The 14,974-nt window shown below is 64.5% G+C and carries 12 protein-coding genes and 2 pseudogenes; 2 read left to right on the forward strand and 12 right to left on the reverse strand.

Features of this window, described 5'->3' with window-relative positions; translation table 11 throughout:
- Positions 1-10: 10 nt before the first annotated feature.
- Positions 11-460, reverse strand: coding sequence for a tripartite tricarboxylate transporter TctB family protein (locus ACFXS9_RS02785; RefSeq protein ID WP_392684905.1), 450 nt, complete (start codon positions 458-460; stop codon positions 11-13).
- A 10-nt stretch (positions 461-470) separates the two neighbouring features.
- A complete protein-coding gene (locus ACFXS9_RS02790; RefSeq protein ID WP_392684908.1) occupies positions 471-1,451 on the reverse strand; it encodes a Bug family tripartite tricarboxylate transporter substrate binding protein in 981 nt (326 codons plus the stop codon).
- A gap of 237 nt (positions 1,452-1,688) precedes the next feature.
- Between ACFXS9_RS02790 and ACFXS9_RS02795 the strand changes: the two genes are divergently transcribed.
- Both ACFXS9_RS02795 and kdgD read left to right on the forward strand, forming a co-directional pair.
- Positions 1,689-2,615 (forward strand): LysR family transcriptional regulator, encoded by a 927-nt coding sequence (locus ACFXS9_RS02795; protein WP_392684911.1) that lies wholly within the window; start codon positions 1,689-1,691, stop codon positions 2,613-2,615.
- Positions 2,616-2,679: 64 nt separating this feature from the next.
- Complete coding sequence (kdgD, locus tag ACFXS9_RS02800; protein ID WP_392684913.1) at positions 2,680-3,630, forward strand: 5-dehydro-4-deoxyglucarate dehydratase; 951 nt, start codon at positions 2,680-2,682, stop codon at positions 3,628-3,630.
- A gap of 11 nt (positions 3,631-3,641) precedes the next feature.
- Here the strand turns inward: kdgD and mmsB are convergent, their stop codons facing one another.
- The 10 genes and pseudogenes from mmsB to ACFXS9_RS02850 all read right to left on the reverse strand — a co-directional run bounded on the left by mmsB (position 3,642) and on the right by ACFXS9_RS02850 (position 14,894).
- Entirely contained in the window at positions 3,642-4,823 is a 1,182-nt protein-coding gene (mmsB, locus tag ACFXS9_RS02805) for a multiple monosaccharide ABC transporter permease (protein WP_392684916.1), read from the reverse strand.
- Positions 4,820-6,382, reverse strand: coding sequence for a multiple monosaccharide ABC transporter ATP-binding protein (gene mmsA, locus ACFXS9_RS02810; protein WP_392684919.1), 1,563 nt, complete (start codon positions 6,380-6,382; stop codon positions 4,820-4,822). Before mmsA ends, mmsB begins: the two co-directional genes overlap by 4 nt.
- A 76-nt stretch (positions 6,383-6,458) precedes the next feature.
- Positions 6,459-7,532, reverse strand: a complete 1,074-nt coding sequence (gene chvE, locus ACFXS9_RS02815) for a multiple monosaccharide ABC transporter substrate-binding protein (protein ID WP_392684922.1) — start codon at positions 7,530-7,532, stop codon at positions 6,459-6,461.
- Positions 7,533-7,645: 113 nt separating this feature from the next.
- Positions 7,646-8,548 (reverse strand): SMP-30/gluconolactonase/LRE family protein, encoded by a 903-nt coding sequence (locus ACFXS9_RS02820; RefSeq protein ID WP_392684923.1) that lies wholly within the window; start codon positions 8,546-8,548, stop codon positions 7,646-7,648.
- A complete protein-coding gene (locus ACFXS9_RS02825) occupies positions 8,545-9,675 on the reverse strand; it encodes an aldose epimerase family protein (RefSeq protein WP_392684925.1) in 1,131 nt (376 codons plus the stop codon). Before ACFXS9_RS02825 ends, ACFXS9_RS02820 begins: the two co-directional genes overlap by 4 nt.
- Positions 9,672-10,603, reverse strand: a pseudogene (locus tag ACFXS9_RS02830) (Gfo/Idh/MocA family protein). Before ACFXS9_RS02830 ends, ACFXS9_RS02825 begins: the two are co-directional and overlap by 4 nt.
- On the reverse strand, positions 10,600-11,379 hold the full coding sequence (locus ACFXS9_RS02835) for a FadR/GntR family transcriptional regulator (protein WP_392684928.1): 780 nt from the start codon (positions 11,377-11,379) through the stop codon (positions 10,600-10,602). The pseudogene ACFXS9_RS02830 and the gene ACFXS9_RS02835 overlap by 4 nt, the downstream one beginning before the upstream one ends.
- Before the next feature lie 28 nt (positions 11,380-11,407).
- Positions 11,408-12,358, reverse strand: a pseudogene (gene yjfF, locus ACFXS9_RS02840) (galactofuranose ABC transporter, permease protein YjfF); the annotation flags it as partial.
- On the reverse strand, positions 12,355-13,338 hold the full coding sequence (locus tag ACFXS9_RS02845) for an ABC transporter permease (protein ID WP_392687220.1): 984 nt from the start codon (positions 13,336-13,338) through the stop codon (positions 12,355-12,357). The gene ACFXS9_RS02845 and the pseudogene yjfF, both read right to left, overlap by 4 nt.
- Before the next feature lie 11 nt (positions 13,339-13,349).
- Complete coding sequence (locus ACFXS9_RS02850) at positions 13,350-14,894, reverse strand: sugar ABC transporter ATP-binding protein (protein WP_392684931.1); 1,545 nt, start codon at positions 14,892-14,894, stop codon at positions 13,350-13,352.
- Positions 14,895-14,974 lie beyond the last annotated feature (80 nt).

Here is a 14,974-nt window from a genome sequence, read left to right on the forward strand (position 1 = left end):
GCGTGCCGCCCTAGCGGGGCCAGATCGGGATCGGCAAGCCCAGCAACTTGACGAACAGAAGAACGGCAGCGCCCGAAAGCACGACGGCAAACGCCACGGTCTCGACAAGCCGGGCTTCTCGGGTGGCGAAGCTGGCGAGAATTACGGCGGCGACGGAGGCGATCGCGAGGCCCAACCGCTCCGCCGTCAGCGCGAAAACGCCGACAGAAGCCAGGATCGCCAGCAGCGGCCGCAACTGAACGGACGAGATGCCGCGACCCGCGCGCCAGAGCCCACGCCCGGTAAAGAAGACGCCGAACACCATCAGCGCGAGTGCGACGACGCGCGGCATATAGCCCGGCCCCATATCGGCGGCGTGACCGACCGTCAGATTGCGCGTGGCGACGAGCGTACCCGTCGCCACCGCCACGAGGAACAGGCCAAACAGCAGGTCCTGCAGGTCGATCCGGGAACGCGTCATCGGCCCGCCCTTAGCTGCCCTTGATGCCGGCCTCGCGAATGATCGTGCCCCAGCGCGTCGTCGCGTCCTTGAGCCAGTTGCGGAATTCCTCCGGCGATTGGCCGCGCACCACGCCACCCTGCTCGGCGATCTTCTGCTGAATCTCGGGAAGCTCCAGGATCTTGCGGATTTCGGCGTTCAATCGCGCGACCATGGCAGGCGGCGTGCCACCGGTGGTCAGGATGCCCTGCCAGGTCCCGGCGTCGCCGCCGGGCAGGCCGGCCTCCTTGAAAGTCGGCAGATCGGGAGCCGAGGCAATCCGCTGCTCGCCGGTGACGGCAAGTCCGACAAGCTGCTTGTTTGTCACAAAGGGCATCGTCGCCGCCGCGCCGTTGATGATCACGCCGCTCTCCCCGGACACCACGGCGCGCGAGGCAGCGGCCCCGCCCTTGTAGGGAACGTTCTTCCACTGAATTCCCAGTTCCTTCGCCATCACCACGGCGGTGATATGATTGGCGCCGCCGACGCCGGAATTGGCGACAGTGAGCTTGTTCGGATTGGCCTTGGCGTATTCGATCAGCTCCTTGGACGACTTCGCCGGGACCGATTCATGGACGGCCAGGACGTAGGGGCCGAACATCACCATGGAAATGGGCGCAAGGTCCTTCTGAACGTCGAAAGTGAGATCGGAAAACAGGCTGGGCGCCGTTGCCAGCGATCCGACATCCATCAGCAACAGCGTGTGGCCGTCGGGCTGCGCCTTGGCGACGGCGTCGGCCCCGAGATTGCCCGCTGCGCCCGGCTTGTTCTCGACCACGACCGACTGACCGATGGCGGCGGATAGTTTTGGGCTGATCAGGCGCGCCAAAATATCCGAGGTGCCGCCGGGAGCGAACGGCACGATCAGCCGCACGGGCCGCTCAAAATTCTGGGCGCGCGCTCCGCTTGGCGCCAAGGCGCACACCGTAAGGACAGCGGCGGCAATCGCCCGGGCGAGAGATGGCATAGACATCGGTCGTTCCTCCGTTTCAAAGCGCAATTCAGCGCGATCCCGCCGTTTTCACCGGCAGGCTGCAGACCTTCGAGGCAGCGTTGGGGAGGAATGATAGGTCATGGGCAGGGTGGCCTATGAATTAGTCTGCGGATAGGTCGATACCTTTTTTGGATGGATCGGCCGCGCATCAGCCGGTAGAAGTCGGACATCCGGCCGGTCACCGGCCCTTCGTCTCAGGTTGAAAATACGGATTTCATGTTTGAGCTGAGCCAGTTGCGCTGCTTTGTTGCAGTTGCGGAAGAACTGCATTTCGGGCGCGCGGCGCAGCGACTGAACATGACGCAGCCGCCGCTCAGCCGACAGATCCAGATTCTCGAACGCGTCCTCGATGTGACGCTGCTGGAGCGCAGCAACCGCGCCGTCCAGCTAACGCCGGCGGGCCAGCGTTTTCTGATCGATGCGCGGCATCTCCTCAAGTTGGCGGAAAGCGCGGCCGTGCTGGCCCGCCGGATGGCAAGCGGCAAGGCCGGATCGATCAATATCGGCTTCACGGCCACATCCGCCTACAGCTACGTGCCGGCGCTGGTCGCGGCCTGCCGGCGCGAACTTCCCGATATCGAGATATCGCTGAAGGAAATGGTCTCCAGCGACCAGCTCAAGCGGCTCGATTCCGGCGAGATCGATATCGGCCTGCTCCGCCCGCCGATACCGCGCGGTGGTCTTGACGCCTTCCGCGTGACGGCGGAACCGCTGGTCGCGGCTCTGCCGAGCGACCGTCCGCTCGCTCAGGCGGACGAGCCACGTCTGGAGGATCTCGCGAGCGAGCCCTTCATCATGTACGAGCCATATGAAGCCCGCTATTTCCACGATCTCCTGGTCGAGTTGTTCTCACGCGCAAATCTAGTGCCGAATTACGCGCAGCATCTTGCGCAGATCCATTCGATCCTTGCCATGGTGCATTCGGGTGTCGGCGTGGCGTTAGTCCCCGAGACCGCGGCGAATCTGCGCTTCAGCGGCGTCGTGCTGCGGCCCGTCCTGATGCAGTGGCAGCGCCCGGCCGAATTGTTCTTTGTCCGGCGCGGCGATAATGACAATCCGCTTCTCCCCGTCATTGCCGGCATTGCCCGAGACCTTGCCGGCCAACCCGGCTCGATCCAATCAATGGATCGATCGATACAGTGATTGGGTCTCCGTCCGTGGGCATCTTGCATTAATCCTTTGGCGTAAGCCGCTGAAGGACAAGAGCATGAGCAAGATGACCCCCAAGGAGATGGCCAGCCGGATCGGCGATGGCCTGCTGTCGTTCCCCGTTACACCATTTCGGCCCGACAACACGTTCAACGAGACTCGCTACCGCTCCAATCTCGACTGGCTGTGCGGGTATGAGGTGGCGGGTCTGTTTGCCGCCGGCGGCACCGGCGAATTCTTCTCGCTGAGCCCGGCCGAGGTCGCGAAGGTCGTGGCAACGGCTGTGGACGAGACCAAGGGACGCGTGCCGGTGCTCGCCGGGATTGGCCATGGCACCGCGATGGCGACGCAACTTGCCATCGGGGTCGAGGCGGCCGGCGCCGACGGCTTGCTGCTGCTGCCGCCCTATCTGGTCTTTTCGGAACAGGAAGGACTGGCCGCCCATATCGAAGCGGTGTGCAATGCGACCAAGCTCGGTGTCATCGTCTACAACCGCGACAATGCGATCGTGAACGAGGATACGCTCGAGAGACTGTGCCAGCGCTGCCCCAACCTGGTCGGCTATAAGGACGGTATCGGCGACATCGAGCTGATGACCCGCATCCACCTGCGCATGGGCGACCGGCTGACCTATGTCGGCGGATTGCCGACGGCCGAGACCTTTGCACTGCCTTATCTGGAAATGGGCGTAACCACTTATTCCTCCGCGGTATTCAACTTCGTCCCGGAGTTCTCGACCAAGTTCTACGCGGCCGTGCGCCGCCGCGACCGCGAGACGGTGCAGGCCGGGTTGCGCGATTTCATCCTCCCTCTGATCGCGATCCGCAACCGCAAACGCGGCTATGCCGTCTCGATCATCAAGGCGGGGATGAAGGTGATCGGCCGTGACAGCGGCCATGTCCGTTCGCCACTGACGGACCTGACGCCCGCCGAGACCGAGGAAGTGGCAGCACTCGTCGCACGTCTCAAGACCAGCGAGTTCGCGAAGCGGGAGCTGGCGGCCGCGTAGCCGCTGCTGCCCTATCGCCGCTGGTTGTAGACGTCCAGGCAGACGGCGCCGAGCAGCACCAGGCCCTTGATCACCTGCTGGTAGTCGATGCCGATGCCGAGGATGGACATGCCGTTGTTCATGACGCCCATGATCATGGCGCCGATCACGGCGCCACCGACCTTGCCCACGCCGCCATAAGCGGACGCGCCGCCGATGAAACAGGCCGCGATGACATCGAGTTCGAAGCCGGCGCCGGCCTTCGGCGTCGCCGTATTGAGCCGCGCGGCGAACACGAGACCGGCGAGAGCCGCCAGCACGCCCATATTGACGAAGGTCAGGAACGTCAGCCGTTCGGTCTTGATGCCGGACAGGCTGGCGGCCCTGGCGTTGCCGCCGATCGCATAGATATGACGGCCAATCACCGTACGGGTGGTGACGAAAGCATAGAGCCCGATCAGCGCCGTCATGATCACCAGCACGTTAGGCAGGCCGCGATGCGAGGCGATCAGGCCAGCAAAGAACACAATCACGGCGAACAGCAGCGCGCTCTTGGCGACGAAGAAGCCAAAGGGCTCCACATCGATGCCGTGCGATGCCTGCCGTGCCCGGTTCTTCGCACTGGTATAGACCAAGGCCACCGCCAAGACGGCGCCGATCAATAGCGATGTCGGATAAAGCGTGCCGGCGCCGGGAAACAGTTCGGGGATGAAGCCGGAGGACAATTTCTGGAAGGTCGGCGGAAACGGCCCGACCGACTGGCCCGCCAGGATCGCGAGCGCAAGCCCCTTGAACACCAGCATGCCGGCCAGCGTCACGATGAAGGACGGGATCTTGAAGTAGGCAACCCAATAGCCCTGTGCGGCGCCGATCAGCGCGCCCACCAGCAGGCAGGCGATGAAAGCCAGCGGATAGGCAACGTGATAGCGCACCATCAGCACCGCCGCGACGGCGCCGACAAAGCCCGCGACCGAACCGACCGACAGGTCGATATGGCCGGTGACGATGATCAGCAGCATGCCGAGCGCCATGATCACGATGTAGCTGTTCTGCAGCACCAGATTGGTGAGGTTCAGCGGCTGCAGCAGCGTGCCGTCGGTCATGACCTGGAAAAACAACATGATCGCAAACAGCGACAGCAGCATGCCGTAGTTGCGCAAATTGTTCTTGATGAATCCGGCGTGCCCGGGCAGCGCAACCGTCTTGTCGGTCATGGCCGCAAATCTCCCTGAAGTACCTTCTTGTCGATTTCCTTGTTGCGCATGATGGCGCGCATGATCCTTTCCTGGGTGGCCTCGGCGGCGGTGAATTCTCCGACCAAAGCGCCGTCATTCATCACGCAGATACGATCGCAGACCCCGAGCAATTCCGGCATTTCCGACGAGATCATCACCACGCCCTTGCCTGCCTCGGCAAGCTCATTGATGATACAATAGATTTCGTATTTTGCCCCGACATCGATGCCGCGCGTAGGCTCGTCGAGGATTAATACTTTCGGATCGGTCATCAGCCATTTCGACAGCACGACCTTCTGCTGATTGCCGCCGGAGAGCTGCCCGGTCTCCTGATAGACGTCGGAACAGCGAATCCGCATCCGGTTGCGGTATTCGCTCGCGACACGCAGCTCGGACATATCATCGATCCTGCCCTGCCTCGCCACGCGGCCAAGGCTCGCCAGCGTGATGTTCTTGCGGACGTCGGCATCCAGGATCAGGCCGAGCTCCTTGCGATCCTCGGTGACGTAAGCAAGGCCGGCGTCGATCGCCGCAGCCACGCTCGTCAGGTTGACCTCCCTTCCGTCGAGCCAGATACGCCCGCTGATCCGCTCGCCCCAGGCGCGGCCGAACAGGCTCATGGCGAATTCGGTACGGCCGGCGCCCATCAGCCCGGCGATCCCAACCACCTCGCCGCGCCGGACTTCGAAATCGACGCCCTTGATAACCCTGCGGTCCCTGTGCAGCGGGTGATGCACCGTCCAGTCCTGCACGGCGAAGACCGGTGCGCCGATGGTTGCGGTGCGTTGCGGAAAGCGATGCGCCAGGTCGCGATTGACCATGCTGCGGATGATCCGGTCCTCTTCCACCGGCTCGGCCCGGCAATCGATGCTGTCGACGGTGCGGCCGTCGCGCAGCACCGTGATCCGGTCGGCGACGCGGGCGACCTCCGATAATTTGTGCGAGATCAGGATCGAGGCGATGCCCTGGGCGCGGAAGGCAAGCAGCCGGTCCAGCAATGCAGCGCTATCGTTCTCGTTCAGGCTGGCGGTCGGCTCGTCGAGGATCAGCAATCGTACCCTCTTGGACAAAGCCTTGGCGATCTCCACCAGTTGCTGCTTTCCGACGCCGAGATCCGTCACCAGCGTATCGGGCAAGTCTGTGAGGCCGACCTGGGCCAGCAGTTCCTGAGTGCGGCGGTAAACCGTGTCGCGGTCGATCACGCCGAGACGCGAGGGCGGATGCGACAGGAAGATGTTCTCAGCGATCGACATCAGCGGAATCAGCGCCAGCTCCTGATGGATGATGATGATGCCGAGCGCCTCGGAATCATTGACGTCGCGAAAGCGCCGCTCCTCGCCGTCGAATATGATGCTGCCTTCGTAATCGCCGTGGGGATAAACGCCGCTGAGGACCTTCATCAGGGTCGACTTGCCGGCGCCATTCTCGCCGACCAGGGCATGGATCTGCCCCGCCTCCACCGTGAAGTTGACGTCGCGCAGGGCCTGCACGCCGGCAAAGCTCTTGCTTACGCCGCGCATTTCGAGAATTGCGGTCATCGCGCCATCACGTCCTTATCTGCGGTCGGATACAGGCAGGTGGCGGCGCCGGCGATGACCGGCGCCGCCATCCTCTTTAGTCGATCTGCGAACGCTTGTAGTAGCCGCTGTCGATCAGCACCTTCTCCCAGTTGCTCTTGTCGACGACGACGGGCTTCAGGAGAAAGGACGGTACCACCTTGACGCCGTTGTTGTAGGTCTTGGTATCGTTGACGGTGACTTCCTTGCCGCTGAGGGCTGCGTCCACCATGTCAGCGGTGACGCGGGCGAGATCGCGGGTGTCCTTGAAGATGGTCGAATACTGCTCGCCGCGCAGCATCGATTTGATCGACGGCACCTCGGCATCCTGGCCACTGACGATCGGCATCGGCATGTTGCCGCTGCCGTAGCCGACGCCCTTCAGCGACGAGAGAATGCCAATGGAAAGGCCGTCATAGGGCGAGAGCACCGCATCGACCCGCTTGCGGCCGTAGAACGCGCTCAGGAGGTTGTCCATCCGCGCCTGGGCGGTGGCGCCGTCCCAGCGCAGGGTCGAGACCTTATCCATGCCCTTCTGGCCGCTGCCAATCACCAGCTTGCCGTTGTCGATATAGGGCTGCAGCACCGACATCGAGCCGTTGTAGAAGAAGTAGGCGTTGTTGTCGTCCGGCGAGCCGCCGAACAGCTCGATGTTGAAGGGCCCCTTGCCTTCCTTCAAGCCCAGCCGCTGCTCGATCGATTGGGCCTGCAGCACGCCTACCTGAAAATTGTCGAAGGTGGCATAGTAGTCGACATTGGGCGTGTCGCGGATCAACCGGTCATAGGCGATCACGATGATCCCCTTGGCCTTGGCCTGCTTCAACACGTCGGACAGTGTGGTGCCGTCGATCGCCGCGATCACCAGCACCTTGGCGCCCTTGGTCACCATGTTCTCGACCTGCGAGAGCTGGTTCGGGATGTCATCCTCGGCATATTGCAGGTCGGTGCCGTAGCCACGCTCCTTCAGGATCTTAACGATGTTGTTGCCGTCGTCGATCCAGCGCGCCGACGATTTGGTCGGCATCGCGATGCCGACGGTCCCCTTGCTTTGGGCGAACGCGCCGGTCACCGCCGTCGTGGCCATGGTCGCTGCCAGCGCCAAGGCCGACAATGTGGTTTTCAGACTAATCATGCTTCTCTCCCTTGATTACCGAGGATCTGTGATTCCTGGATTTTCAGACCGCTGGCTGCGGTTCTCGAAACTCAGTCGCTCCGCGCGTTTGTGCCGCGCCTCGTATTCCTCCATCAACCCGTTGCAAGTTTGACGTCTGGTTCGGGGCGGCCACGCGCTGCAACGTCGAGCAGGAAGGTGCGGCCATGATCGGGATCGGCGCGTTTCGCGTCTTCTCCCATCCCCTGCCAGGCCGAGGTAACGAGCAGGCGCGAAAAATCCTGGCTGACAAAAGCGGGACAACTCGATTGCCGTGCCGGGACGTGGAGACTGCGCAGATGCTCGCCTTGCGGGCTATAGACGTCAATGCAGCCGCCACCCCAGCGCGCGTTCCAGATCAGCCCGTCGGCATCGGCTACCGCACCGTCGATGCCGCCGCCGCCCCGCCGGGTAACTAGCGCGCTCGGCTCTCGGCGCGGCAGGCCGGTCGCCGCATCGAGCTCGACGCGGAACAGCACGTTCTCACCGGTGTCGGCGAAATAGCCGACGGTCCCGTCCGGCGAGAAGCAGATCGCGTTGGGAATCGTGATGTGATCATAAAGGCGCGATAGCTCGCCGCGATGCAGCGCATAGATGGCGCCCAGTCCCCGCTCGGCCTGGCGGCCCATGGTGCCGATCCAGAAGGTGCCGGATGGGTGCACCCGCGCATCGTTCGAACGCGTCGCGTCATTGTCGGCTTCCAGCGGGCGGTACAGCGTCATCCGTCCACCCGTGGTATCGCGGATATAGAGGCCGTCATCAGCGACGAGCAACTGCCGATGCGCGTCGATCCGCCCAAGCGCGCTGCCCATAACTCCGAGGGAATGGATGGTGGTCCGCCCGGTATCGAGCCGCGCCTCGAACAGCCGGCGCCCGATGATATCGAACCACCACGCGGTATCGGTGGCGAAGTCGTAGGTCGGCCCCTCGCCAAGATGGCACCGCTCGCTGCAGAGAACGGTCGTCGGCACCTCTTCCTTCTTGCAACCACCAATCATCGCCCGCTCTCCCCGGGCAACTCTACCACGGATTGTGTCCCGATTGCGCCCTGGATCGCATGCGTGAAGCGATACAGCGTGGAGTGGTGATAGACCTCGCCCGGCGAAAGCCGTGCCGTCGGGAAGTCCGGCCGGTTGGGCGTATCGGGCCACGCGTGCGGCTCAAGGCAGATGGCATCGGACTGCCGATACAGGCGGCCGCCTTTTCCAGCGGTGGAGCCGTCGAGAAAGTTTCCGGAATAGACCTGCAGGCCGGGCTGGTTGGTGAACAGTTCGAGCACGCGGCCGGATGCTGGCGCTGCGAGCCGCGCGGCGAAGCGAGGCTCACCACTTGGCGGGGCGAGGCAGAAATTATGATCATAACCGCGGCCAAGGCGGAGCTGCGGATGGTCGTTGCGGATCCGCGCGCCGATCCCGATGCCTGTGCGGAAGTCGAACGGCGTACCGTCCACCGCGGAAGGTGGCTCGGACAGCGGAATCGCGCCGGCATCGATGGCAAGGAAATGATCCGCCGCCACGGTGAGGCGATGATCGAGGATGTTCTGGCCGGAGCACGCACCCGCCAGATTGAAAAAGCTGTGATTGGTGAGATTGACCACGGTCGGACGATCGGTCCGCGCCGTCATGTCCAGAGACAGTTCCATCGGCCCGGTGAGACGCCAGGTCACCTCTACGTCGAGCGCGCCGGGATATCCCTCCTCGCCATCGGCGCTGGTGTAGGCGAGCGTCACGGCCGGACGGTCTCCGTCCTCGATCCCGGCAATCCGCCAGTTGCGACGATCGAAGCCCTCCAGTCCGCCATGCAACGCATTGGGGCCGTTGTTGGCCGCGAGCTGCACCTCACTGCCATCGAGCACAAAATGCGCGCCGGCGATACGGTTGGCGTAACGCCCGACGGTGGCGCCGAAGAACTGCCGCCGGGCGAGATATCCCTCGAAGGCGTCGTGACCGAGCACGATGTCGTCGCGACGTCCGGCGACATCCGGCACCAGCAAGGCCTGCAGGCTTGCGCCATAGGTGATGATGCGCGCTTCCAGTCCGTCATCACATTGCAAGACGATGCGCTCGACTTCGCTGCCGTCAGGCAGGACGCCGAAGCGCGAGCGCGCCACGGACAGCGTGTTCATGTCTCGTCCTCGAATGGCTCAACCGTGCGGCGGCGCCCTAGCAGGAACGCGTCGGCGACGAGTTGCAGCGGGGCAAGATCGACGTCGCTGTCGCCGGTTGCGGCGAGTTCGCGAAAGCGGTGATAGAGCCCGGCATATTCGGCGTCCGCGGCATCGACGAGCTCAACGCCCCCGCCCTCAACCTCGCCCCGCCCATGGAAAGGGTGACCGGACCACCGTCGGTATCGAGATCAATGTCCCAGCTTTGCGGGCCGGTCTGGCGGAAGTCGAACTCGGCCGAGATCTTCAGTCCCTGCGCGTCACTGAGTGCAAGGGTCGCGGCGATCGGCGCGTCGCGATTGGCGGGGAACGCGAGATCGGCCGAGGTCACGAACAATGGCTGCGGCAAAATACGCGTCAGGATCGAAAGCGCGTTGATGCCGGGGTCGAACACGCCGAGCCCGCCCGGCTCAAAGATCCAGGCCTGTCCGGGATGCCAGACCCGCACGTCTTCCTTCCAGGCAATGTGGACAGCCGTGACCTTCCGTCCGGCCAGCAATTGCCTCGCGGGCTCGACAGCCGGAGCGAAGCGCGAGTGCCATGTGGCGAACAGTGTACGTCGCGCGGTCCTCGCGGCGGTCACGAGCGGATTGATCTCAGCCACCGTGGCGCCGGGCGGCTTTTCCAGCATCACATGCTTGCCGGCGGCAAGCGCCGTTGCCGCTTGTGCGTGGCGAACCTGCGGCGGGGTGCACAGCGCCACTGCGTCGATCGGCGGACCGTCGCGCAGGAGTTCATCGAGCGTCGCCGCATGCGGCACGCCGGGAAGCGAGGCATTGCGGCTCGCGACGGCAACCAGCTCGACACCGTCGGTTGCAGCAATCGCCGGCACGTGCTGGTCGCGTGCGATCTTGCCGAAGCCGACGATGGCGACACGAAGCGGATTCATGATTGCTCTCCAGGCTCGACCACCGCGGAGACCGCAGGCGCGGCGCCGGACGATGGCGAAACGTCCTCATGACGACGCAATCCGTTGTGGATCACCTCGGTCATGGCTGCGGTGGCTGCCTCGGCATCGCCGCTGGCGATCGCATCGACGATGCGCTGATGCCACAGCAGCACGGTCTCGCGGTCCTGCGTTTCGATCGGGGCGCTGAGCAGGAACGAAGCGCGCAATGCCGCCTCGATGACGTTGCCGATCGAGCGCATGAACAGATTGCCAGATGCGTTGGCGACGGCCAGATGCAGGGCAAGATCGCCGTCGGCAAAACCGACGGAGTCGGAAGCCTCACGCCGCATCCGCTCCATGCTCCGATTGAGTTCGGCGATGTCGGCCTCCGAGCGCCGGACCGCCGCCAGAGCGGCAGCGCGCGGCTCAACCGCGAGCCTGATTTCGGCGAGATCGTTGAGAAAGCGCCGGTCGATGCCGGCATCAAGATGCCAGGCCAGCACATCGGCGTCGAACATGTTCCAGGCGCCGCGCTCGCGCACCACGGTGCCGACCCGTGCCTTGGTGGTGAGCAACCCCTTGGCGACCAGGGTTTTGACGCTCTCGCGCAGCACCGGCCGGGACACGCCGAACATCGCCGTGAGTTCGGCGTCGCCCGGAAGGCGGCCGCCTTCGGCGTAGCGGCCGGCGATGATGTCGATGCCGATGCTGCGGGCGACCTCGGCGTGGTTGGAATGCGCGCGCCGCGTCGGGATGACGACAAGCCGGGAGGTCATGATTTGAGAACTCCTGCCTTACGGGGCCGGCGCGGCGGGCGATGCCGAGCATGGCCTGCTGCAGGGCGATGAAAGCGAAAAGCAGGATACCGGTCACGATCTTGGTCCACCAGCTCGACAAGGTTCCATCGAAATTGATGTAGGTCTGGATCAGGCCCTGAATCAGCACGCCGAGCACCGTGCCGACCACCGATCCCTGACCGCCGGTCAGCAAGGTGCCGCCGATCACCACGGCCGCGATCGAATCGAGTTCGACGCCGACCGCGGACAAGGAGTAGCCCGCCGCAGTGTAGAAGGAGAACACGATGCCGGCGAGCCCTGCAAGCACGCTCGACAGCATGTAGATGCGCACCGTCATCGATCCGACCGGTATGCCCATCAGCGCGGTGGTCGCGCGGCTGCCGCCGAGCGCATAGACGTTGGCCCCGAAGCGGGTGAAATGCAGCAGCACGGCGCCCGCCGCAACCACCGCGAGCATGATCAAGGCAATGGCGGTGAGCCGGCCTCCCCCAGGCAGCCGCAGCGCGAAATCCGACACCGTCGAATAGAGCGACGCGCTGATCGGCGTCGATTCCGTCGACATCAGGAAGCTGGCGCCGCGGGCGAGGAACATGCCGGCCAGCGTGACGATGAAGGGCGGCATGTCGAAGACGTGGATGATGGCGCCCATGGCCGCGCCAAACGCGGCGCATAGCAAGAGGATCGCCGCGAAGGCGACTAGCGGCGGCACGCCGAGGCGCTCGATCGCCAGCGCGACGAAGACGGTGGTAAAGCCGATCACCGAGCCGACCGACAGGTCGATGCCCCCGGAAATGATCACGAAGGTCATGCCGGTGGCGACGATACCGAGAAAGGCATTGTCGGTCAGCAGATTGGCCGCCACGCGAGTGGAAGCGAAATTGGGGAATTGCGCCGTGCAGAGCGCAAATCCGACGACGAAAACGATGGTCGTTATCGCGACCGGCGGCAGCCGCCTCATTGTCGCGCCCTCCCCAGCACGGCCCCCGCACTGGCGAAGCGCGGCGACTGCAGCAGCAGGACGATCAACACGACGGCCGCTTTCACGAGGAGATTGAACTCCGGCGGATAGCCCGACAGCAAAATCCCGGTGTTCATGGCCTGGATGATCAACGCGCCGACCATCGCCAGCACGAGGCTAAAGCGTCCGCCGAACAGGGAAGTGCCGCCAATCACGACGGCCAGAATGGCATCGAGCTCGAGCCAGAGCCCGGCATTGTTGGCGTCCGCGCCCATGATGTCGGCAGCAGCGATAACGCCGGCAAGCGCCGCGCACAGGCCGCACCAGACATAGACCGCGAGGATCATGGTACGGGTGCCGATCCCCGCCAGTTCACTCGCCCTTGCGTTGCCCCCGGTCGCCTCGATCAACAGGCCGAGCGCCGAGCCGCGGACCACCGCGCCGGTGACAACCAGCATGCCGAGAACGACCACGACCGGCGTCGGCACGCCGAGCACGGCGCCGTTACCGAGCCAGACCAGATCGGACGCCGTGAAAGTGACGATCCGCCCCTCGGTAATGAGCTGGGCAACGCCGCGGCCCGCCACCATCAGGATCAGAGTGGCGACGATCGGCTGGATGCCGAGCACCGCAACGAGAAAGCCGTTCCACAGCCCGCACAGCAATCCGGCGCCGAGCGCGGCGGCAAGCGCCAGCGGCAGGCCGTAGGCGTCGGCCAGGCTCGCGGCAATGGCGCCGGCAATCGCCATGACCGCTCCCACCGACAGATCGATACCCCGCGTCGCGATGACCAGCACCATGCCCAGCGCAAGCAGCGCGACCGGCGCGCCGCGGTTCAAGACGTCGATCAGGCTGCCGAACAGCCGTCCGTCCTGCATCCGCAGATCGAAGAATTGCGGCGAGACCGCACGGTCGATCGCAAGGATCACCAGCAAGGCGATAATCTGGGCGAGGCCACGGCTTTGCAGCAGTCTTTGCATCATGCTTGGCATCATGCTTGCCCGACTTCCGCGCCAATGGTGCTGCTAGCGGCAATGGCCGCAAGAATATTGGAGATGTCGATGGCTTCCCCTTCCAGCTCGTCGATGTGGCTGCGATCGCGCAGCACGATCACCCGGTCGGAATAGGTCACGATCTCGTCGAGCTCGGAAGAAATCACCAGGAGCGCCAAGCCGTCGTCGCACAGTTCGCGGATCAGGCGGATGATCTCGGCATGCGCACCGACATCGATGCCGCGGGTCGGCTCGTCCAGCACCAGAATGCGCGGCGCCGTGGCGAGCCACCGGGCGAGCAGCACCTTCTGCTGGTTGCCGCCCGACAATAGCCCGATCGGCCGCTCCGGCTCCGGCGGGCGAATGTCGAGCAGGCGGATGAACCGCATCGCGATCTCGTCCTGTTCGGAGCGAGACAGCGGTTTTGCGAGGCCGCGCTTGGCCTGCAGCGCCAGCACGATGTTTTCGCGCACGGTCAGGTCAGCAATGATGCCCTCGGTCTTGCGCTCTTCGGGGCAATAGCCGAAGCCATGGGCAACCGCATCGCGCGGCGATTGCAGCCGGACCGGCTTGCCGTCGACCATGGCGCTGCCGCTGTCGGCGCGCTCGGCGCCAAACACCAGCCGCGCGGTTTCGGTGCGCCCCGATCCGAGCAGGCCGGCCAGGCCAACCACCTCGCCGCGGCGAAGCGCGAGATCGAACGGCGCAACATAGCCGGCCTTGCCGTAACCCTCGAAGCGCGCGCAGAGCTCCCCCGCCTGTCGCACCTGCGCTGCCGCGCGCTCACTCGTCGTCTCGGCGAGTTCGCGGCCGAGCATCATGCGGATCAACTCGATCCGCGGCAGTTCGGCAGTCCTCCTCTCGCCGATCAGCCGGCCATTGCGCAGGACCGTGATGCGGTCGCAGACCTCATAGACTTGATCGAGAAAATGCGTGACGAAGACGACGCCGATCCCGCGCGTGGCCAGCTTGCGCATCACCGCGAACAGGATCTCGACTTCATGGCGATCGAGGCTCGCGGTCGGCTCGTCGAGGATCAGCACGCGCGCCGACTGGTCGACGGCGCGGGCGATCGCGGCGATGTGCTGTACCGCGACCGAGTAATTTCCGAGCGGCTCGGCGACGTCGATATGCAGATCGAACTCGGCCAGCAGCGCGGTGGCGTTCCGGCGCATCTCGGCCTCGCGCACAAGACCGAACCGTGTCGGCTGCCTGCCGAGATAAAGGTTTTGCGCCACCGACAGGTTCAGGAGCAGATTGACCTCCTGATAGACGGTCGCAATCCCCGCATCGACCGCTGCCTTGGCCAAGCGCAGCGCAACCTCGGTGCCACTGAGCCTGACAATGCCGGCATCGCGCGGGAAGACACCGGTCACCGCCTTGATCAGCGTCGACTTGCCTGCGCCGTTCTCGCCGAGCAGCGCGTGGATCTCACCGGCCTGCAAGGTGAAATCCACCTCCTGCAGAGCCCGCAGCGTGCCAAAACTCTTGCTCAGGCCCCGCACTTCCAGCAGAGCCGGGCCCGGGTCGGAAACTGCATTCATGCCGGCATTACTCCCACCGACGTTCGCGTCGACCGCGAACGCCTGGCATGCGCGCCTTGTGAGGCGGATTCGTCGAGAAG

Origin of the sequence: Bradyrhizobium sp. RDI18, assembly GCF_043203335.1 — a bacterium.
In the GTDB taxonomy this organism is placed as follows: Bacteria; Pseudomonadota; Alphaproteobacteria; order Rhizobiales; family Xanthobacteraceae; genus Bradyrhizobium; species Bradyrhizobium retamae.

Bases quoted from the DNA above. Each gene is read 5' to 3' on its own strand.
- ACFXS9_RS02795 (WP_392684911.1), top strand. From the start codon at position 1,689: ATGTTTGAGCTGAGCCAGTTGCGCTGCTTTGTTGCAGTTGCGGAAGAA.
- ACFXS9_RS02835 (WP_392684928.1), bottom strand. From the start codon at position 11,379: ATGACCTCCCGGCTTGTCGTCATCCCGACGCGGCGCGCGCATTCCAAC.
- chvE (WP_392684922.1), bottom strand. From the start codon at position 7,532: ATGATTAGTCTGAAAACCACATTGTCGGCCTTGGCGCTGGCAGCGACC.
- mmsA (WP_392684919.1), bottom strand. From the start codon at position 6,382: ATGACCGCAATTCTCGAAATGCGCGGCGTAAGCAAGAGCTTTGCCGGC.
- ACFXS9_RS02850 (WP_392684931.1), bottom strand. From the start codon at position 14,894: ATGAATGCAGTTTCCGACCCGGGCCCGGCTCTGCTGGAAGTGCGGGGC.
- ACFXS9_RS02825 (WP_392684925.1), bottom strand. From the start codon at position 9,675: ATGAACACGCTGTCCGTGGCGCGCTCGCGCTTCGGCGTCCTGCCTGAC.
- mmsB (WP_392684916.1), bottom strand. From the start codon at position 4,823: ATGACCGACAAGACGGTTGCGCTGCCCGGGCACGCCGGATTCATCAAG.
- ACFXS9_RS02790 (WP_392684908.1), bottom strand. From the start codon at position 1,451: ATGTCTATGCCATCTCTCGCCCGGGCGATTGCCGCCGCTGTCCTTACG.
- ACFXS9_RS02785 (WP_392684905.1), bottom strand. From the start codon at position 460: ATGACGCGTTCCCGGATCGACCTGCAGGACCTGCTGTTTGGCCTGTTC.
- ACFXS9_RS02820 (WP_392684923.1), bottom strand. From the start codon at position 8,548: ATGATTGGTGGTTGCAAGAAGGAAGAGGTGCCGACGACCGTTCTCTGC.
- kdgD (WP_392684913.1), top strand. From the start codon at position 2,680: ATGAGCAAGATGACCCCCAAGGAGATGGCCAGCCGGATCGGCGATGGC.
- ACFXS9_RS02845 (WP_392687220.1), bottom strand. From the start codon at position 13,338: ATGCAAAGACTGCTGCAAAGCCGTGGCCTCGCCCAGATTATCGCCTTG.